This window comes from Candidatus Formimonas warabiya, from assembly GCF_002777255.1.
Classification (GTDB): Bacteria; Bacillota; Dehalobacteriia; order Dehalobacteriales; family Dehalobacteriaceae; genus Formimonas; species Formimonas warabiya.
Genome location: NZ_CP017634.1, coordinates 261,579 through 279,764, shown reverse-complemented (window position 1 = coordinate 279,764; position 18,186 = coordinate 261,579). Strand labels below are relative to the sequence as shown.

Here is an 18,186-nt window from a genome sequence, read left to right as displayed (position 1 = left end):
TCATTCCTTAAATACTGCAATTCCTTCCTTGATTATTTTGATAACATCGTTAAGCATCTTTAAATACCTTTCCTCGTCTAATCCGTTCCTGTAATACTCATTTAAACCGAATGTGAAAATCATATTTAACACAAGTTCGGAATCAGTTTCCGGTTTGATGAGACCGCGCTTTTTATCACGCTCAATCATTCTTATATATTTTTCGGCGGATATTCTACGGATTTTCATAATAAATTCACTGTTATCCAACTCCATCTGCATCCCGATCCGGGAATATTCCGGTTTTACTTTGCTCAGTTCAAGGGCTGCTTTAGCTTTATGAATCATCGTTTCAAAAACGTCCGCATCCTGGTCTAAGTCTTCTGCGCATCTGAGAATCTCCTGCTTTTCCTTTGCAATTTCTTCCAACATATAAAGATAGATGTCCTCTTTATCATTAAAATACTGATAAAAGCTTCCCCAGGGTATTTTGGCAGCCTTCACAATCTGGTTGAGGGATGCGTCACTGAAGCGCCGGTTTGAGAACTCCTGCATGGCAGCGTCAAATATTCTCTTTTTCTTCTCGTCACTTAAATTATAAAAAGTGTCTTTTGGCACACGATCACCTCCTGATAGCATCATAACATACATCATTCGATATGAGAAGTATCTCATATGAGAATCATCTCACTTTATCGTGTCTAAAGCGCCTGCTATTTTAAAGTCTCAAGGCTTAGTTTTCACCACGGCGGCGGATGGCACCAGTGTTCGTGCAAATCTGATCCTTCATCCTGGAATGAACACCGCCGAGAGCCACGCCCGGGTATCGCCCTTGTTAGCTAAACATTATAAGGCGTGTTTTATTAAAATCGGATATACTTCCATGGTTGACCCCCGAATTATAGAAATCTCCTGACTCTTTTCCAGTAAACCCACCGCTTGACAGTACCATAAAAGGGGTATATATTTTATATGAATAAAAATATTATACATTCATATAATCGCAAGGGGTTGAATACTATGCCAAAAGGTTTTACGGATCATGAAAAAGAGCGGATCAACAGTGAGATCATCGAGCAGGGACGGCGCCTCTTTAGCACTTATGGTTTGAAAAAGACCAGTATCGAAGAGATTACGAAAGCCGTTCACATCTCCCAGGGTTCGTTCTATATTTTTTACCCCTCCAAGGAGGCTCTTTACTTTAAAATTCTGGAACTGGAAGAGGCTAAGATTAAACTTAAGCTGAGTGAAACTATTTCAAATGACAAAGACTCTGTTAAGAAATTCCTTCTGCGTGCATACGAGGTGGTCGATACCAACCCATTTATCCGGCAAGTTACCTTTGATGATAATATGCAGGAACTGCTTCGCAAGCTGCCGGAACAGGAACTGAAGGCCCATCTAAACCGGGATACAGACTCCCTGCTGCCGCTCATTCAAAGATGGCACGAGAACGGCATCCGTTTTAACGAAGATCCTGAGATGGTCGCCGCACTTTTTCGGTCTATATTTTTTATGGCCTTTCATAAAAAGGAAATTGGAGAAGCCATATACCCCAAAATGATTGAACTGCTTGTCAATCTCGTTGTTGACGGACTTTGCAGAGAGGAGGCTCCCCATGACTGAAATACTCAACACGAAGCATCTGACCAAACGATACGGGAAGGTTACTGCCGTAAGCGATCTCTCGCTGAATGTCGGAGAAGGGGAAATTTACGGTTTTTTAGGGCTCAACGGAGCAGGCAAGACGACTACCATCCGGATGCTTCTCGGGATGATCCGGCCATCTTCCGGCAACGCCTTTTTGTTTGGTAAAAGGATTCACGCCGGGGCATATGACCTGTGGAGGGATGTCGGTTATCTTGTCGAGATGCCCTATTCCTATCCGGAGCTTTCCGTGCGCGAGAATCTCGAAATTGTCTTTGGTTTGCGGGGACTGAAGGAACCGGACTTTATTGATCGAATCATGGAAAAACTGAAGCTTCAGGAATACGCCGACAGGCAGGTAAAGCATCTGTCGCTTGGCAATGCGCAAAGGCTGGGGCTTGCAAAAGCTCTCATACACAACCCCAGGGTGCTTCTGCTCGACGAACCATCAAACGGCCTTGACCCGGCAGGTATTGTGGAAATCCGGGATTTTCTTCTTGACCTTGCCCAAAACCACGGCGTCACCATTTTTATCTCCAGCCATATTTTAAGCGAGATCTCCCGCCTGGCTTCCCGGATCGGGATCATCCATTCCGGCAGGCTCCTGCAGGAGCTTGACAGTGCAACAATGGAAAAATCCCGCCGCAAGCGCCTTTTGCTAAAGGGCGGAGATAACGGGCTGATGAATCAGATCCTGGCGGAGGCAGGCTTCGCTGTGACCGCAGCGGAAGACGGCGGCCTTCAAACAAGCGATGCACGTGCGGTTGAAAAGCCGGAAATGATCGCCCGGCTACTCGCGGAGCATCATTGTTATCCCAAAAGCCTCTACACCGAGGTGGAGGATCTGGAATCCTACTTTTTAAGAATGATCGGCGCAAAGGAGGAGAAAGCGCTATGACGTGGTTTACAGCATCCTGCAAGGCTGAATTATTGAAGATGAGACGTTCAAAAACTTTTTGGATCACATTGCTTGCCGCCGTGTTTGTTCCTCTGATGATGGGACTTCTCATGTATGTCTCCAAAAGCCCAGACTATGCTCGTAAAATGGGGTTGATCGGCACAAAAGCACAGCTGGTCGGCAGGGTGGACTGGCGGACTTATTTAAATTTTCTTTCGCAGGCCGTTTCGATCGGCGGCATGTTCCTTTTCGGTTTTGTCGTGAGCTGGATTTTTGGGCGAGAATATTCCGACCGGACGTTCAAGGATCTCATTGCCCTGCCGGCGCCCCGGCCCACCGTCGTGTGGTCCAAATTTGCCGCAACAGCTCTGTGGTGTATCCTGCTGACACTGCTCATTATCGTGTTTGGCCTGTTGATAGGCTTTTGCATTGTCATTCCGGGGTGGTCGCCCGGGATCGCGGCACAAGGTCTGCTGATCCTGCTGGTATCGGGAATCCTGACGATACTTGTCAGCTTTCCGGTGGCGTTTTTCGCATCCGCGGGCGGCGGATATATGGCACCGATGGCCTTTGTGGTTTTGACAATCGTTCTTGCCCAGGTTGCCGGCGCATTGGGATGGGGAGCTTATTTTCCTTGGGCTGTTCCGGCACTGTATACCGGCGCGGCGGGCGTAATAAACCTCGGATTTGCGAGCTATGCGGTTTTGCTCCTGGCCTCTGCCGCCGGCATGTCGGGAACCCTTTTATGGTGGCGTTACGCAGATCATAAATAAGTGATTAATAGTTTATGAAAATGAGAAGCAGAAATTATCTGCTCCTCATTTTTTATCTATCTTCTGTTTTTGTCGTCTATAACTACCGGTCTGTCCGCAAAATCGGTGGACGGTGCAAGCGCCTTTTCCTATCCGTTACTCTTCCTGCCGTTTATCAGCTCGGCGTTTGTACCGACCGAGTCGATGCCGTCGGGTGTTCGCGCCTTTGCTGAAAACCAGCCACTTTCATTATACTTAATACTCAAACAATCCTGAATAATTTATTTTTAAGAAGAACGCTATTGAGTAGGCCTGTTCTTCTCAATCACACCATATTTGATAATATTATTTAAAAAGTCAAGCTCTTCAATAAATCCCTCAAAGTTTTTATTTTCGCCCTGCGATTTATATTTTTCAAAATATTTCGCTCCAAGCTGCTCTAAAATAAAAGCACTTACCTCAATCACCTTCTCCGGAGCCATGCGCAACGGGAGCTTTTCAAGAAGTTTTTTATCGTACACGAAATCCTGCATCGATTTTTCTCTGTACTTTGCCATATACTTCGAATTCAGCGCCGCAATTTCTTCTGATGCCTCCACTGGAGGCATCAGAAGTGCTTTCGTCGCAAACTCCGTTTCAAGCGGATAATCTATCGCAATCCGGTATTTGATTATCATCATCTTTTTGATCCGCTCGAAATAGTCGTCCTCACGGAGCTTTTCCATTTCTAGCCGTGTCTTTTGCTCCAACATGTCTCTTGTGTGCTCGGTGAGATATAGAAACAGCCCTTTTTTATTCTTGAAATAGTGAAAAAGGATTCCTTTGGATATTCCGGCCCGGCTCGTTATCGTATCGGTCGAGGCTTTGTAGTACCCATTTTGGACAAACTCCTCTATGCTTATTCTTAAGATCAGATTCCTTTTTTCCTCAGGCAGTTTTTCAAAACTGTTGTACATTACGCATTACTCCTTTTTCTACCGTACGGCGACCGGTGCCATGTAAATAGTATGGTTAGGAAACCGACAATGACTGCGGCAGCAAGTGCACTCAAATATTGCCACGAAACCACGCCGTTATAGATACTGTATATAAACTGCAAAAGCCAGTAGAAGGGGGTAATCAGTGCGATCTTGTGCAGGACGCCGCCGAAGATAAGACCTAAGATGGGCGGCAATATCATGACAAACACGGCAACCGGTTTTAATACGGCGATCGCCTGGGATTGATTCTCGGAAACATAGGCAATGAATATCGTCAGAACCGAGCCAAGGCCCATCCCCAAAATATAGAGTACGACCAGCGTTAAAAAGTTTGCCGGCGTTTTCAAGATCCAAACGCTGATGGCATACGCGACAGCGCCGAGCACTGCAGACACAAGCAGTTTGGCACCGACCGGATAAATGTCGGGGGAGGGTTCCGTTTTATAGAGATCCACCGTATGATGTTCCCGCTCCTCCACAAGCTTCAGAATCAGTGCGGTAGCTCCCGTGAATGCTGAAAAAAGCGCAAAGCTCAAAATTTTGCGTTTTGTATCCTCCGGCATTTTTCCCATGTTTTCAGGGGCGCTTCCCATGGCGATCTTTTCAGCCGACGAGATCACGGCTTCCGATTCGCGTCCGTCCGTGATTGTTTTATCATCAATGATTCCGATAGCAAAGTCGATATCATTCACTCTTTTTATCATATTCGCGTCATCGGACACACGAATTACCGTCACCCCTTCGGGCACTGACCTTTGGTCCTCTTCGAGCAATACGATCTTGGGCGTTTCTGAATAGACGTTCGTAAGCGCCACCCCGGCCAGAGAGGTTAAAACAGGCAGGATGATCAGCAGAAGAAAAAACATGTTTCTCTTTGCAAGCTTAAGCTCTTTTAAGCAGTAAAACCAAAACATAAACGTCGCCCCCTTCTATAGCAAAAAACCGTTTTTATACGTAAACTCATAAAACAATGCAGTGCATACAAGGTAAAAGCCGACCGCAATGATGGTAAGCGCGATCAGATTAAACTGCACAGCCCCTCCGGCAAGCGGATAAAACAGGTCGTAGTATCCCCGTATCAGCTCATTAAACGGATTAAAAGGAATTTTCGGGATATTCCACATCGGCAGCGCCATTCGGCATAATACAATAATGGATAACACATTGAAAAAACTGCCGATGCCAAGGATATAAAACTGATTCTTTATGAATATCACAGTGATGAGCGCCAGCCCCATCATTACCAGAACGACAAGCAGCGTCAGGTATATAAATACGGCCGTCTGCACATTCAGAAGGTTTGTCGCACGCAGCAGAAGCGCCATAATACCCATTGAAGAGAGGACAAGTAGGTGTTTTCCACGAAAGTAAGCGAATATGCCTCTGCTTGTCCGCATGACCTGAATCATGTTCGTCTCCTTGTCCTTCGCAATCGGCAGAGCGGTAATCCAGAATGTCATGTCCAACATCAGCGTTACGATAAAAACCGCGATCAGCCCACCCCATTTCAGCATGAAGCCGGGGACTAGCAGACTGGCTGTGTTATACAAGAGTACATAGAGGATCAGTTGGCCGAAAATTGGCTTGGTCAAGCTGCCACGCATAAGCTTAACAAACTCTTCCCTCATAATTCATCACCCTCCTTCAGTCCGCGGCCCACAACCTTAATGAAGATATCCTCAAGGGTTGCTTCTTGACTGTGGATGCTGTCCCACTGATCCTGCTTAATCAGCTTTAATAATTCCTCTTTGTCTTTTCTGTCGATCTGTAGGCTATCACTACCAACTTGAAACAGAATCCGGCTTTCCCCGTAGCGTTTTTTATAAGATTCAGGGGTGTCGACTGCTACGATCTTTCCACTGCTGAAAAATGCGATCCTATCGCAAAGCTGTTCCGCTTCATGCATGTCATGAGTAGTTACAAACAGTGTCGTACCATTTTTATTTAACTCTTTTAACACCTTGCGCACATAGGAAGCGATATCCGGGTCCATGCCGCTTGTGGGCTCGTCGAGAAACAGGATCTGCGGCTTTGTAACCAGCGCCCTTGCCAGCACAAGACGGGTTTTCATGCCTTTTGAATACTGCGATGCAGGCTTATCCCGGGCGTCGAGGATATCCAGCATTTTCATTACCTCTTCAATTTCCTGTTTCCCGATCCCGTACAACTTTGCGTGATAATATAAATTTTCAAAGCCGGTCAATTCAGGGTAGAGCACATCGTTCTCAAATGCAATCCCGATCCTGCGCATAAACCTATAATCAGCCTTCGCCATATCCTGCCCCAGAACAAAAACCCTGTTTGCCTTCGGCACAAGAAGGCGCGTCAGGAGTTTGATGGTCGTCGATTTCCCTGCGCCGCTAGGGCCCAAAAAACCGAATACTTCGCCCTGTTCAACAGTAAATGAAATGTCGTCAACCGCATTGACCCTACCGTCATAGGAAAAGGTCAAATGTTTGACCTCGATAGCCTTCATGAGTGATTCCTCCTGAAATTTTAAATTGACTAGCCAGTCAATTTAAATATATCATACCTTGACTGGTCAGTCAATTCATTCCATTAATTTTTATTATTGGTAATAATTTACATATCTTTTACATAAATCTTCTTACACAATTGATTACATTAGAAACGAATTTAGCCTAACCTAACGATTCACCTACTCAAGGATCTCCACATATCCTTTCGTTCCGTTTACACGAATCTTTTGCCCATCTTTAATCAGCTTGGTAGCGTTTTCTACGCTTACTACTGCGGGAATACCGTACTCCCTGGCAACAACAGCGCCATGGGTCATCATCCCGCCTACTTCGGTAACCAGACCTTTTATCGATACAAACAGCGGCGTCCAGCTGGGATCAGTAAAAGCTGTTACCAGTATATCGCCCTCCTCAATGTGGGCATCCTCCAGGTTTAAAACGATACGCGCCTGGCCTTCAATGACACCTGATGAAACAGCGACTCCAATCAAAGCGCTCTTAGGGATATCGCCGGTGTCATACTCGCCGGTAATGATTTCACCGTCAGATGTCATCACCCGGGGCGGTGTCAATTTCTCATAGACCTCGTAATCAGCCTTTCGCTTCGTGATGATGCTGTAATCCAGTTGGTTTGTGCGGATAACTTCCCGCAGTTCCTCAAAGGTCAGATAATAGATATCCTCCGGCTCCTGAATCACTCCTGTTTGAACCAGCAAGGCGGCCTCTTTCTTTATAGCTTGTTTATACACATAAAAATGCTGCATCATCGCATACTTGGGGTACTCCCGGAAGCCGACAAAATTGCGCATAACGCTGATCTTCTTTTTTGTCTTTTCCGCCTTCTGCTTGCCGCCGGGCAGCTTCTGCAATTTTTCGACCAGCTCTTGTTCCTTCCGTTCTGCCTCCAACCGTTTTTGTTCAAATATAATTTGATGGGAACCCGGTTCGAAATTCTTGATATTATTTATAATCAGGGGAATCAGCATCGTCGGCTTCTCAGCCCATCTGGTTCTGGTAATATCGATTTCACCGGGGCAGCGCACACCGAATTTACTCAGGTAGTCCCGCATGGAATCGCTGACCGTTTTACCGCCGTCAAGCTTTTCCAGTTCCTCGAAAAAGGTTGCATCGGATGCATACTGGAAATATTCAAGCACCGCCGGATATTGCCTGACCACATCCGCCACATCCAGTAACTCAAGCCCCATTTCCGCGGTGACATTATTGGACAGTGATTGGGTAAGGACATCGACGACATCCTTTTCATTCAGCCATTTCTCCATGTGCTTTTTAAGCCAGCCGGGAGCTAAGACACCGGCAATGGCCGCGGCGGAGTTGTCCACAACGATCGTCTTAAAGGCCTCATCCATATCCCGCAGAATAAAGTCGAACAGGCCTGCTCCCGTTTTGCCGTCTATCCTTTGCTCCAGATCACGAACATGCGCATCATGCTTGTTAATAATTTTGTGAAGAAGATGGGCGTCATTCTCCCGTTCGATTTTTCTCGCTTGCATGAAGCCGGAAATCAACTGCCCCATCGAGCCACCGCTCAAGCCCATCGTCGTCTTCCCGCGGGGCAATGTTTTGATATAATCCTTTCTTTTCAGGATATTGGTGAGGGCTTTCTGTATCAACGTGTCTACCGAACCGAGACCGCTTTTGACAAAAATCTTTGATGCTATCGGAGAAGCAAGCTCATAAGATACGTCCATATACATCCGCCCGCCGGCCTCGACCATGGGATCGCTGGTAATCTTCTTAAGCCAAATCGGGAAGAAGGACAGGCCTAACGGCTTCACGACATCTGTCATCATCTGCTGGTGACCTAACGACATATAGACGTGATTTTTCCCGTCCTTCACCTCCGGCACAGGATATAAGGTGGTGATGGGGCGGCTCTGGACGATATAGAATTTCCCCTTAGAGGAAAGGGGATGCACCTCTCTTTGGGGCCAATCTCTGGGGTCGGAGGAATGTCCCCAACTCATGCACCATTCGATGTCCTGGGGGCGGCCGAAATACGCCTCGATCTTTCGGCCTGTTTTCTCCATCTCCAAAATCTGCGCATCCGTCAGCGTCTGTGCATTCTGTTTGTCGGGCCCCAGCTGCACTTCCTTCGTGCCGCCTTCTTTGAGTCCATAGATCGCCAGTTTTTTCGCCGATATCTTTTTGCTGACGATATTGCCCTCCCGCACCTTATAAATATCGGCATCCACCAGACCGGATACAAGCGCCTCGCCGAGCCCGAAGCTGGCGTCGATGGACACAACCTCCCTGTTGGACGTGACTGGGTCGGCCGTAAACATGATCCCCGCCGCGTCCGGGAAAACCATCTTCTGGATGACAACTGCTAGATGGACCTTGTTGTGGTCAAAATTGTTCTGCAGGCGATAGATCACCGCCCGGTCCGTGAAAAGCGACGCCCAGCACTTGCTGATGTGCTTCAGGATCGCTTCCCTGCCGATAATGTTTAAATACGTATCCTGCTGGCCGGCAAAAGATGCCGTCGGCAGATCCTCCGCCGTGGCGCTGGACCGTACGGCATAGGCGTTTTGATCTCCCAGCGCCGTCAGATGACGGGTTACCGCCTCTTCAATTTCTTTTGCAATTGGCGTCTCTTCGATAGCGCTGCGGATCTTACCGCTGATTTCACTAACTCTTTCTCTGTCCTCCGGATTTAGAAGAGATAGCTGCTCCAGCAAAGCATTAAATTCCGGTGCTTGTTCGATGGTTCTTTTATATGCTTCTGTAGTGACGCAGAAGCCCTCCGGCACAGTTATCCCTTCAATTCTGGATAATTCACCGAGGTTCGCGCCTTTACCCCCGACAACAGCCAGCTTTGTTTTGTCGATTTCCTGAAAGCTGAGTACATAAGCATTCATACATATTTTCCTTTCCATTTCGTGAATGACAATTATAGATATTCATCTTTATAAAAGTTGTTTTTCAGCAAAACCAAGCAATTGTTTAATTCTTGGAATAAGGCGTCATAATCGGCTTCTGGATTTTTTGATGCTTGAGCAGCATACCCGTCAGCAATCCAGGAAAGGATTTTCATAACCAGTTTTACATCAATATTGGCCCTGAATTTAGAAGTATCCATGCCTTCAAAAGCAATTTTATTTCTAAAATCTTCGCCCTTTGCCAAAATAGCTTTGATGTCAGCTTGAACTTCTTCATGGTTTTCAAAATAAATACTTGTTAAAAAGGATAAGATTGCAGGGTGCCTCTTCATAAGCGAAATCTCAATGCCGGTTATCATTTTAATTCTGTCAAAGAAGTCGGTAACTGTATTATCAAGCTTTTCATCGACTTCTTTCATAAAAAGATTGCCGCAGAACTCAATCAAATAAAGATATAATGCCTTTTTTGATCCGAAATAATGAAAAACCATAGCCTTGGAAATCCCCGCGGCATTGGCTATATCGCTCACGGAGGCCTTTTTATAGCCGTTGGTGCCGAAGACTTTAAGCGCCGCATCAATGATTTTATTTTGTTTCACTACAGGTAGACTGAAAAATTTCTCCAAGATTATCTCACCTCACGCAACGTCAACCGAATCGGTTTATGATGATATAGTATTACTAAAAACCGATTCGGTCAATAGTATGTTAAAAATTTTATTTGATATGTATTCTCAGAACAGATTTTTCATCCAGGAAGATTTTATTAGGGAATAACGAACACTGGCAAATTACTAAATCCTATATAGATTATCAAAAAAGTACCAGAAATTACGCGTTTAGCGTTGATTTCTGGTACTTTGCTGTTAAAATAATCACATTAAAATTAGGTTGATTCATGAGTTTAAGGCAACGGCATCACGATTCCTCACCCGATGCCATTGGATTTATAAAAAGTGTGCTTCTAGGGTGCCATCACCAAAAATCACCGATTCATGTATAAAAAGGGCCAGAAAATGCACTTCTTCAGCCCGTTTTAATCGTTTTTTGCTCCAAAACCACTACATATAGTGGTTTGCCCGCCTTATTTGCCCTTGAAACTACTATTCGTCATCAGAACTATACTCTCCACATGCCTTGAGTGGGCAAAAAAGATGTCATACCCCTCTGATATCCCCTTGGCGGAAAGCCACACCTTGTTTTTTGTATTATTCATTTAAGTATTTGCTCACCCTGTCCTGAATCAATTGGGTAGTCGTTTCCGCTATCTTCTGTCCTGTAAGGAAGGCCGCGGTTTCCTCCTTCACAGTCGAAATAACCTTCTGGTCCGTTTCGATGTAGACGTTTGCTTGACTCGGCAGGTTTACCAGATAATCGACATCCTCCTGCGTGGGGGGTGCAGTGTTATAGATTGACCTGAAATGCCGTCGTTCTTAATTCTCATTCTCTCACCATTTTTTGGGATAGCCTGGGTGAAATTCTTTTTATATACAAGTATGATTTTTGCTCCTTCTGCCGCGAAAGCATACGCTGTTGCTGCTCCAATACCTTGTGGGTTATTTGCACCAGTAATTAACACAACCTTATTTTTTAATCCATAATCTATCATAGAAAAGCCTCCTTGCTAAATTGGTCACATTAGCTGATAATCTTCTATTGCCTTTTTGCTTTCACAATCAAAAAACAAGGTTTCAAAAATTCTTTTTTTATACTTGGTAGTTTGCGGACCGCCCAATCTTTTGGCGTCGGTTCACAAACTTCTTCCAGAATAAAGCCCGCTTTTGCAATGGTAGTCAACAATTCTCCCATAGGACGATGATATTTTATAACTCCGTCAACATACCAATGGATTTCACGTCTCCCGGCTTGATTGTAATTTGAGAAAGTATAGGATACGCAGTTCCCGGTTTCATCTTGATTGAAATGTCCTTTATCATCAATCGTAGCTGTGATAATAGGATGCTCCTGTGAATACAGCAAATAACCGCCAGAATTTAACAAGCGATAACTATCTTTTATAAGCTTTGAAAAATCCTCTATATAATGAAACGCAAGGGAACTGTAAACAAAATCAAATCGTTCAGTGATAGATGATATTTCAGTCATGCTCATATTGATATATTCAATCTTTACATCATTGGACTCGTTCCTGGCGACTTCAAGCATTTTTTCTGATATATCCAGCCCCACAACTCGGTCAGCACCATTTCGTATAAAATCAAGACAATTATGACCATAGCCGCAACCTAAATCTAAAACTTTTTTACCTGTCAAATCCGGCAACATATCTGCCATTGCAGGCTGTTCCAATAAATCGTTGTAGTTATTATCCTTACTGCTCCGTAATGAATGATAGCCGTTAAAAAAATCCTGGTTATCATAAATATTTTGATTGCTCATATTACATTCTCCCTAAACTATAAATAATCCGCAGTTCAAAACTGCCCGCCAAATTCCTGTTTTTCTGCTGCTGTAATCATTATACCGCGCTTTCAGGCTCACTCGCTTTCTAAAGTTAAATTCGTAACTTTTCTTTAATGATGGAAATTTGTTTTGTGGTTGGCGATTCTTCCATATTTAGGGCAATAATTTTATTTTCAAAAAGCAAAATGTATTCACCTGTTGGCGTATCATCATAATGCTGCTGATAAGCTTCTACCGTGCCGAAAATTTCGTTGTCGATAGACTCAAAGCTTATATCCTCTCGCCACTGGGGTATCTCAAGCAGATGCTTCTTGGCGAGATGATAAACAAACTTAAATTGCGGTTCTAAGATATCGTATTCGAGCCGCGGAGGTGCGTCTTTTGCGGGCAATGAATCTTGCCGATAATTGCGTTTGGTAAGGAACAATGTGCTATCTATCTCTTTTTCATACGAATAATAGTCATAATCAATATCACCGTATAAAGCTTCACAGGTAAGGGGGATATCATCCCTATACAGCCTGTACTCATGACTGGTTGTTGCGGTAATCGGCTAAACAACGGTGCGATAATCCGAGCCAGCACCTACATTAAAGCCAAATTTAATCGTGAACAATACAATGAATGCGAGATATGCAAAATCAGCAATGATCAGCACAGTAAAGGATATCACTTTATTTATCGTAGCCGATGCTTTTTTCTTTTTCAAATATTTGATTGACAACCAAAATACTATCAGCAGAATGGGCATTTGTATGATGCATAGGAATACCCCGAACCAGCTAATTTTAAAAACGAGGTAATACAAAAAGTAACCAAAGCTAACAAAGCTAAAACTCATAAAGATGAGATGGACAATTCTGCGCACCATGCTGATATTTTCAGCACATTCTCCACCACTGGCAATCGAGCGCTCTGAGCGTTTACACCAAATGAAGTAATCCAGCAAGAAATACACTTCATAAATAACAACCGCCAAAATCATGGCAACAGAAAACAATCGACTGGGATCTGACAAAAAATCTATTGGATTCAATTGAAATGAATTGAACTGCACAACCAAATTAAACATAAAAACCAGAATCATAACTATTATCGATGGAAGGAAGCTCTTTTTCATACATCTTTTGATATTGTCAAATTTCTCTTTTTCATCCGTCTCAAATGGTATGGGGTTGTCAGCTTCGCTGCAAAAGATTTGCATTTGGTTGAATTGGGTTACAAAATTCCAACCGGCAGCCTTGGCATAATCGAAATACGTTTGCTGATTATCAGTAATATCGGGATTAAATACTGACCCCTCAGAAAAATATGTAACTGTGTATTTTAAATTCTTCGGCTCTCCTTTTCGAAATGTCCATAAAAAGGCACCGCACTCCTCCAGAAATAATCCCTTTGCAGCCAGTTTCTCCAATTTGATTTCTGTGCCCTTATAACGGTCAAATCTAAAATTTATCACCTTTTTAACTTTATTTTTCATCACTGCCCACCACCTTTTACGAGTGCTTCGTAATCGTTTTTCCGCTTTGTTAGTCGGCGATATTCCTTTTCAAGCATTTCATTACCAAGATTTGTAATAATATAGCTTTTTTTTCGATTTTCCGTCTTAGTCTCGATAATCATTTTTTCCTTGACAAAGTTATCCAATAAGCTGTATAAGGTTCCAGGGCCAATGAGCACTCTGCCATCTGTAAGCTCTGCTACCATTTTCATAATATCAACACCACAGGCCTCATTTTTTAGGCAAATAAGGATATAAAACATTTGCTCTGTTAATGTTTGATATTTTTCTCTGGCCATGTAATCATTCCTTTATAAATATCGAATATCGATATAATTTGTTTGCATGATAACATCGAATATCGTTATTGTCAAGATATTAAAAGCAGACTGTATTTCAAGTCTGCTGACAGATATATAAACACTCTTTTCCTCATTTCACCATAGATAGAATCAACTTGGAGCCCCCGAACGGACTTGAAATTGATGTATAGTCTAATTAGACTACCATATTTTATAGTCCAATTAGACTATATGTCAACAAAAAATAACTACTGAAATTCTTGCCAAATCCCAAGCAAAAACCCCTGAGCATCATTTTGACACTCAAGGGCTGTAATCTATTGTCATTATTCAATTCTACAACTTCTCTAACTTTACTACAGTCTCAACGTGTACTGTATTCGGGAACATATCCAATGCTATTATTGAGGATTCCTTGCTGATAGCATCAATTCTTCTTTTCTACCTTTTCAATTCTGGGTTTGGGCTGCCACTAAGCTTCCCCCGCAATATTTTTCCCGAAGCTTCGGCTTTTCAATTTTACCGGTAGGGTTGCGCGGAATACGATCAAATATGATCTGGCGCGGGCGTTTATATCTGGGCAGGGAAGAACAGAAGGCCATGATTTCTTTTTCCGTGCACTGGCAGCCCGGCTTAAGTTCAATGATCGCCGCCGCGATTTCACCAATACGCGGGTCGGGCAGGCCAATCACTGCTACATCCTTAATCGCCCCATGCCCATGAAGAAAATCTTCGATTTGCACCGGGTAGATATTTTCGCCCCCGCTGATAATGACATCTTTTTTGCGGTCAACCAAATAAATAAAACCATCTTCATCGATACGTGCCATATCCCCGGTAAAAAGCCAGCCGTCCTTCAGCACAGCCACAGTCGCTTCCGGATCATTAAAGTAACATTTCATTACGCCCGGGCCCTTGACCACCAATTCTCCCACCTGTCCCTGGGGTACAGGGCATCCGTCCTCGTCGGCAACCTTGACTTCCCAATTGTAACCCGGTATGCCGATGGCACCGACTTTATGAATATTCTCAATCCCTAAATGGACACACCCGGGACCGATGGATTCACTCAGGCCATAGTTCGTATCATAAAGATGATGGGGAAAATACTTTTTCCAACGATGAATTAAGCTGGGGGGAACCGGTTGGGCACCGATATGCATCAGTCTCCACTGGGAAAGGTCATAATCTTCCAGCCTGACATCTCCTCTTTCAATGGCGTCCAGAATGTCCTGGGCCCAAGGAACTAAAAGCCAAACAATAGTAATCTTTTCTTCTGAGACTGTTTTTAGGATCCATTCCGGCTTAATTCCGCGCAGCAATACGGCTTTGCTCCCGGAGAGCAAACTACCGAACCAATGCATCTTGGCGCCGGTATGATAAAGGGGCGGAATGCATAAAAAATTATCTTCCCGGGTTTGACCGTGATGTTTATTTTCCGTCATACATGCCGACATCAGGCTTTGGTGCGTATGCAAAATTGCCTTGGGAAATCCCGTCGTCCCTGAGGAGAAATAAATGGCTGCATCATCTTCGTCTCTCAGTTCAATATAGGGGGCTTCGGAGGAACAATTGGCCGTAAGGCGGTCATAGTTTTCCGCAAAAGTAGGACGGTTTTCCCCGGCAAATAAAAGTGTCTTCACTTTAGGGATCTGATCATAAATGGTTTCGATCCGGCCAATAAACTCAGGCCCGAAAATCAGGGCAATGGTTTCGGATAAATCCAAACAATATTTTATTTCTTCTGCCGTGTAACGAAAATTCAAGGGAACTGCTATGGCACCGGATTTTAAGATTCCAAAATAAATGGGCAGCCACTCCAGGCAATTCATTAAAAGAATCGCTACCTTGTCCCCTTTTTTGATGCCTCTTTTCAGCAATAAGTTGGCCATGCGGTTTGCCTTCTCGTCAAAAACACGCCAGGTCATTTCCCGCCGGTATTCACCGGCCGGGTTGTTTTCAATCAGTTCATACTCCCGCCAGATCACATGGTGACTGTCCTGGAGATCCAAATTAATCTCTGTCAGGCATATCTCCTGTCCATACGCCTCGGCATTATGTGATAATATTTCCGTAATAGGCATGATTGATCTATCCTCCCGTTCTACAAACATGAAGTATTTTATATTTAAAAATAATCCGTACTACATAAAATAACAAAACACTATACTATATTATTATAAAGTGGTACCATCCGTTAATCAATAGCTTCTAATTTAACTTCTCTCCCCCTCCGGATCCGCATATTCTAAACCAAATGACCGGGACAAAACATCCGGCCGTAAAACTCCGGCATGAAATGAGTTCCCGCTGTTCAGATTACATAACCACACGACAGCAGGATTAAACTGATCCGGGCTTAGATTAAAAAAATTATCGTGGCCTGTGCTGATTTCCATGTAAGCCCGCCCATATTCTGCCGAAGCACAGGACGGAACTTGCTTCACTACCTGCTTTAATGTTTCATCCTCATCGCGAAGGTTACAAAGTACCGTTGACCCATAAGAGATGGCATCATTGGTTCGTCCTAACCCACTAAGCGTATTGTGCGCTACGGGGGAAACGGGACAAACGCCGCCACCGGAGAGGATCTTTCCCAAATCATAACCGATTCTTCTCAGTTTAAATAATCCCGTTTCCAAGGCCCGTGCCGCCACCTGAACTGTTCCCACCAGGGAGGTGGTAGGAGCCACCAAAACATAAAGATTCTTCGGCTTGCAGCAGCATGCCTCAATAATGTGCTCAATCACATCATGCGTAGGCAGTTTATGAGATTCTAAACAGAGGATGGCAATCTCGGAGCGGTCTTCATAGCCCAGCATGCGAAATAGACTGCCCCGATGAACAATGGCACAGGCCGGTCCGGAACCCATGAATAATTGATTCCCACTTTTAATGGGCCAGCCGGCATATTGGGAAGCCATGCAAGCACGGATGGGATGATCGGTAAATACTTCCACCGCGGGGAAGCGCAGTCCGTTGATATCTGCCCAGTTCAATTTAACGTCGGCTAATCCGCCCAGGCAAATTTTAGAAAATAGAATTCCTGCTTCCAGGCCTCCTTCGACATGAACGCCGCAGTCGATCACCGTAGCACCACGCTGCTCGAAAACTTTGACGCGCAGTTGTTCGCATCGGGACATGAATTCATGAACCAGTGAAAAAGCCTGAAGATTTGGACTAAGTTCAGGTATTTGACTAAGCGGTAAGAGCATAAATTACCTCTTCTCATTATGTATTTTTGCAAATAATCCCATATATAATAGACGAAAATGACTTCAGTGTCAATCGTAACTTCCCCTTCTCCAAACTTTCATGTCACCCGTATTTATGTTAAAATCGGAAATAAGAAGGACAAATTGTAAAAAGTGAGGAAAAATTGAATCATACACAGCTAACATACACCGCAGATGCTCTCGATGAGGATACTTTTCTGCGTGATATCCTGTACGGGAAACTTTCATTATCCCATGCTCTGGTGGTAAAGCTCAAACAGCAGAGTAAAATAAAGGTAAATGGGTACACGGCCCGCACGAACTGCCGCATCCATTCCGGAGATTTGGTTATCATTGATATGGACTTTCCCGAGGAGAACAGAATCATTCCGGAGCCTATTCCCCTGAACATCGTTTACGAAGATGAGGACTTTCTGGTGGTGAACAAGCCTCCGGGGATGTCCACGCACCCCTCCAAAATGGGAGGTACCGGTACCTTAGCTAATGCGGTCACCTATTACTGGCAGGGATTGGGCCGGAACACCCTTTTTCGCCCCATAAACCGCCTGGATAGGGACACTTCTGGATTGGTCCTCATCGGGAAAAGCCAGTTTGCCCACCAGAGTATATTTAATAAGAGAAAGGGCCGCATCCTTGAGCGAAGATATATCGCCTTGGTCGAAGGCGAGCTGGCCAAAGACTGTGGTCGTGTCGACCAGCCCATTGCCCGGCCCGATGAGGAAAGGCGCCGGAGAGTAGTCCATCAAGAGGGAAGTCCGGCGGTCACCCATTACAAAGTCCTTGATCGATATCCGGGACACACCTTGCTCTCCCTAAAACTGGAGACCGGCCGCACCCATCAGATCCGGGTGCATTTGAGCTTTCTCGGCCACCCGGTATGCGGCGACCTCCTATACGGGTTTCCTTCACCATGGATAGACCGGCAGGCGCTGCACGCCGACAGGCTATGCTTCATCCACCCGCGCAGTGGAAAAGAAATCATTCTAGAGGTTCCCTTGGCGGCAGACATCCAGAAAGCTATCGATCAACTGGTAAAGAAGTAGTAGTATCTGACCCGAAAATCATCAGAAAAAGAACCGTGGAC

General features: G+C 44.6%; 18 protein-coding genes and 2 pseudogenes. 5 read left to right on the top strand and 15 right to left on the bottom strand.

Annotated elements, in window-relative coordinates; all coding sequences use genetic code 11:
- Entirely contained in the window at positions 1-597 is a 597-nt protein-coding gene (locus DCMF_RS01255; RefSeq protein ID WP_148132748.1) for a TetR/AcrR family transcriptional regulator, read from the bottom strand.
- A gap of 402 nt (positions 598-999) precedes the next feature.
- Here DCMF_RS01255 and DCMF_RS01250 point away from each other — a divergent pair, with 402 nt between their 5' ends.
- From DCMF_RS01250 to DCMF_RS30305, 4 genes and pseudogenes are all read left to right on the top strand, one after another.
- Positions 1,000-1,605, top strand: coding sequence for a TetR/AcrR family transcriptional regulator (locus tag DCMF_RS01250; protein ID WP_214659010.1), 606 nt, complete (start codon positions 1,000-1,002; stop codon positions 1,603-1,605).
- Positions 1,598-2,524 carry an ABC transporter ATP-binding protein gene (locus DCMF_RS01245; RefSeq protein ID WP_148132746.1) on the top strand — a complete coding sequence of 309 codons (927 nt, stop codon included), beginning with the start codon at positions 1,598-1,600 and terminating at the stop codon, positions 2,522-2,524. Before DCMF_RS01250 ends, DCMF_RS01245 begins: the two co-directional genes overlap by 8 nt.
- Complete coding sequence (locus DCMF_RS01240) at positions 2,521-3,297, top strand: ABC transporter permease (RefSeq protein WP_148132745.1); 777 nt, start codon at positions 2,521-2,523, stop codon at positions 3,295-3,297. Before DCMF_RS01245 ends, DCMF_RS01240 begins: the two co-directional genes overlap by 4 nt.
- Positions 3,298-3,381: 84 nt before the next feature.
- Positions 3,382-3,525: pseudogene (locus tag DCMF_RS30305) on the top strand (ABC transporter permease); the annotation flags it as partial.
- 50 nt (positions 3,526-3,575) lie between these two features.
- On the opposite strand, the gene DCMF_RS29510 reads toward DCMF_RS30305, so the two are convergent.
- The 14 genes and pseudogenes from DCMF_RS29510 to mch form a co-directional block, all read right to left on the bottom strand.
- Positions 3,576-3,956 (bottom strand): hypothetical protein, encoded by a 381-nt coding sequence (locus DCMF_RS29510; protein ID WP_236860375.1) that lies wholly within the window; start codon positions 3,954-3,956, stop codon positions 3,576-3,578.
- A 105-nt stretch (positions 3,957-4,061) separates the two neighbouring features.
- Positions 4,062-4,232: pseudogene (locus DCMF_RS29505) on the bottom strand (TetR/AcrR family transcriptional regulator); the annotation flags it as partial.
- On the bottom strand, positions 4,232-5,170 hold the full coding sequence (locus DCMF_RS01225; protein ID WP_148132743.1) for an ABC transporter permease: 939 nt from the start codon (positions 5,168-5,170) through the stop codon (positions 4,232-4,234). The gene DCMF_RS01225 and the pseudogene DCMF_RS29505, both read right to left, overlap by 1 nt.
- A gap of 15 nt (positions 5,171-5,185) precedes the next feature.
- On the bottom strand, positions 5,186-5,884 hold the full coding sequence (locus DCMF_RS01220) for a hypothetical protein (protein ID WP_148132742.1): 699 nt from the start codon (positions 5,882-5,884) through the stop codon (positions 5,186-5,188).
- Positions 5,881-6,732, bottom strand: coding sequence for an ABC transporter ATP-binding protein (locus DCMF_RS01215; RefSeq protein ID WP_148132741.1), 852 nt, complete (start codon positions 6,730-6,732; stop codon positions 5,881-5,883). The genes DCMF_RS01220 and DCMF_RS01215 overlap by 4 nt, the downstream gene beginning before the upstream one ends.
- 183 nt (positions 6,733-6,915) lie before the next feature.
- Positions 6,916-9,618: a phosphoenolpyruvate synthase gene (ppsA, locus tag DCMF_RS01210; RefSeq protein ID WP_148132740.1), complete on the bottom strand. Its 2,703-nt coding sequence runs from the start codon at positions 9,616-9,618 to the stop codon at positions 6,916-6,918.
- A 32-nt stretch (positions 9,619-9,650) separates the two neighbouring features.
- Complete coding sequence (locus DCMF_RS01205; protein ID WP_148132739.1) at positions 9,651-10,265, bottom strand: TetR/AcrR family transcriptional regulator; 615 nt, start codon at positions 10,263-10,265, stop codon at positions 9,651-9,653.
- 737 nt (positions 10,266-11,002) lie between these two features.
- A complete protein-coding gene (locus DCMF_RS30205; protein ID WP_269467155.1) occupies positions 11,003-11,248 on the bottom strand; it encodes a hypothetical protein in 246 nt (81 codons plus the stop codon).
- 44 nt (positions 11,249-11,292) lie between these two features.
- Positions 11,293-12,039 (bottom strand): class I SAM-dependent methyltransferase, encoded by a 747-nt coding sequence (locus DCMF_RS01195; protein WP_148132738.1) that lies wholly within the window; start codon positions 12,037-12,039, stop codon positions 11,293-11,295.
- Positions 12,040-12,154: 115 nt separating this feature from the next.
- Positions 12,155-12,490 (bottom strand): hypothetical protein, encoded by a 336-nt coding sequence (locus tag DCMF_RS29495; RefSeq protein ID WP_236860155.1) that lies wholly within the window; start codon positions 12,488-12,490, stop codon positions 12,155-12,157.
- Between the two features lie 126 nt (positions 12,491-12,616).
- Entirely contained in the window at positions 12,617-13,543 is a 927-nt protein-coding gene (locus DCMF_RS01190) for a DUF2812 domain-containing protein (protein WP_236860154.1), read from the bottom strand.
- Complete coding sequence (locus DCMF_RS01185) at positions 13,543-13,863, bottom strand: PadR family transcriptional regulator (RefSeq protein WP_148132737.1); 321 nt, start codon at positions 13,861-13,863, stop codon at positions 13,543-13,545. The genes DCMF_RS01190 and DCMF_RS01185 overlap by 1 nt, the downstream gene beginning before the upstream one ends.
- Before the next feature lie 452 nt (positions 13,864-14,315).
- Positions 14,316-15,950, bottom strand: a complete 1,635-nt coding sequence (locus DCMF_RS01180) for a class I adenylate-forming enzyme family protein (protein WP_148132736.1) — start codon at positions 15,948-15,950, stop codon at positions 14,316-14,318.
- A 132-nt stretch (positions 15,951-16,082) separates the two neighbouring features.
- On the bottom strand, positions 16,083-17,081 hold the full coding sequence (gene mch / locus DCMF_RS01175) for a methenyltetrahydromethanopterin cyclohydrolase (RefSeq protein ID WP_148132735.1): 999 nt from the start codon (positions 17,079-17,081) through the stop codon (positions 16,083-16,085).
- A gap of 164 nt (positions 17,082-17,245) precedes the next feature.
- Between mch and DCMF_RS01170 the strand changes: the two genes are divergently transcribed.
- Positions 17,246-18,145: an RluA family pseudouridine synthase gene (locus DCMF_RS01170; RefSeq protein WP_214659009.1), complete on the top strand. Its 900-nt coding sequence runs from the start codon at positions 17,246-17,248 to the stop codon at positions 18,143-18,145.
- Positions 18,146-18,186 lie beyond the last annotated feature (41 nt).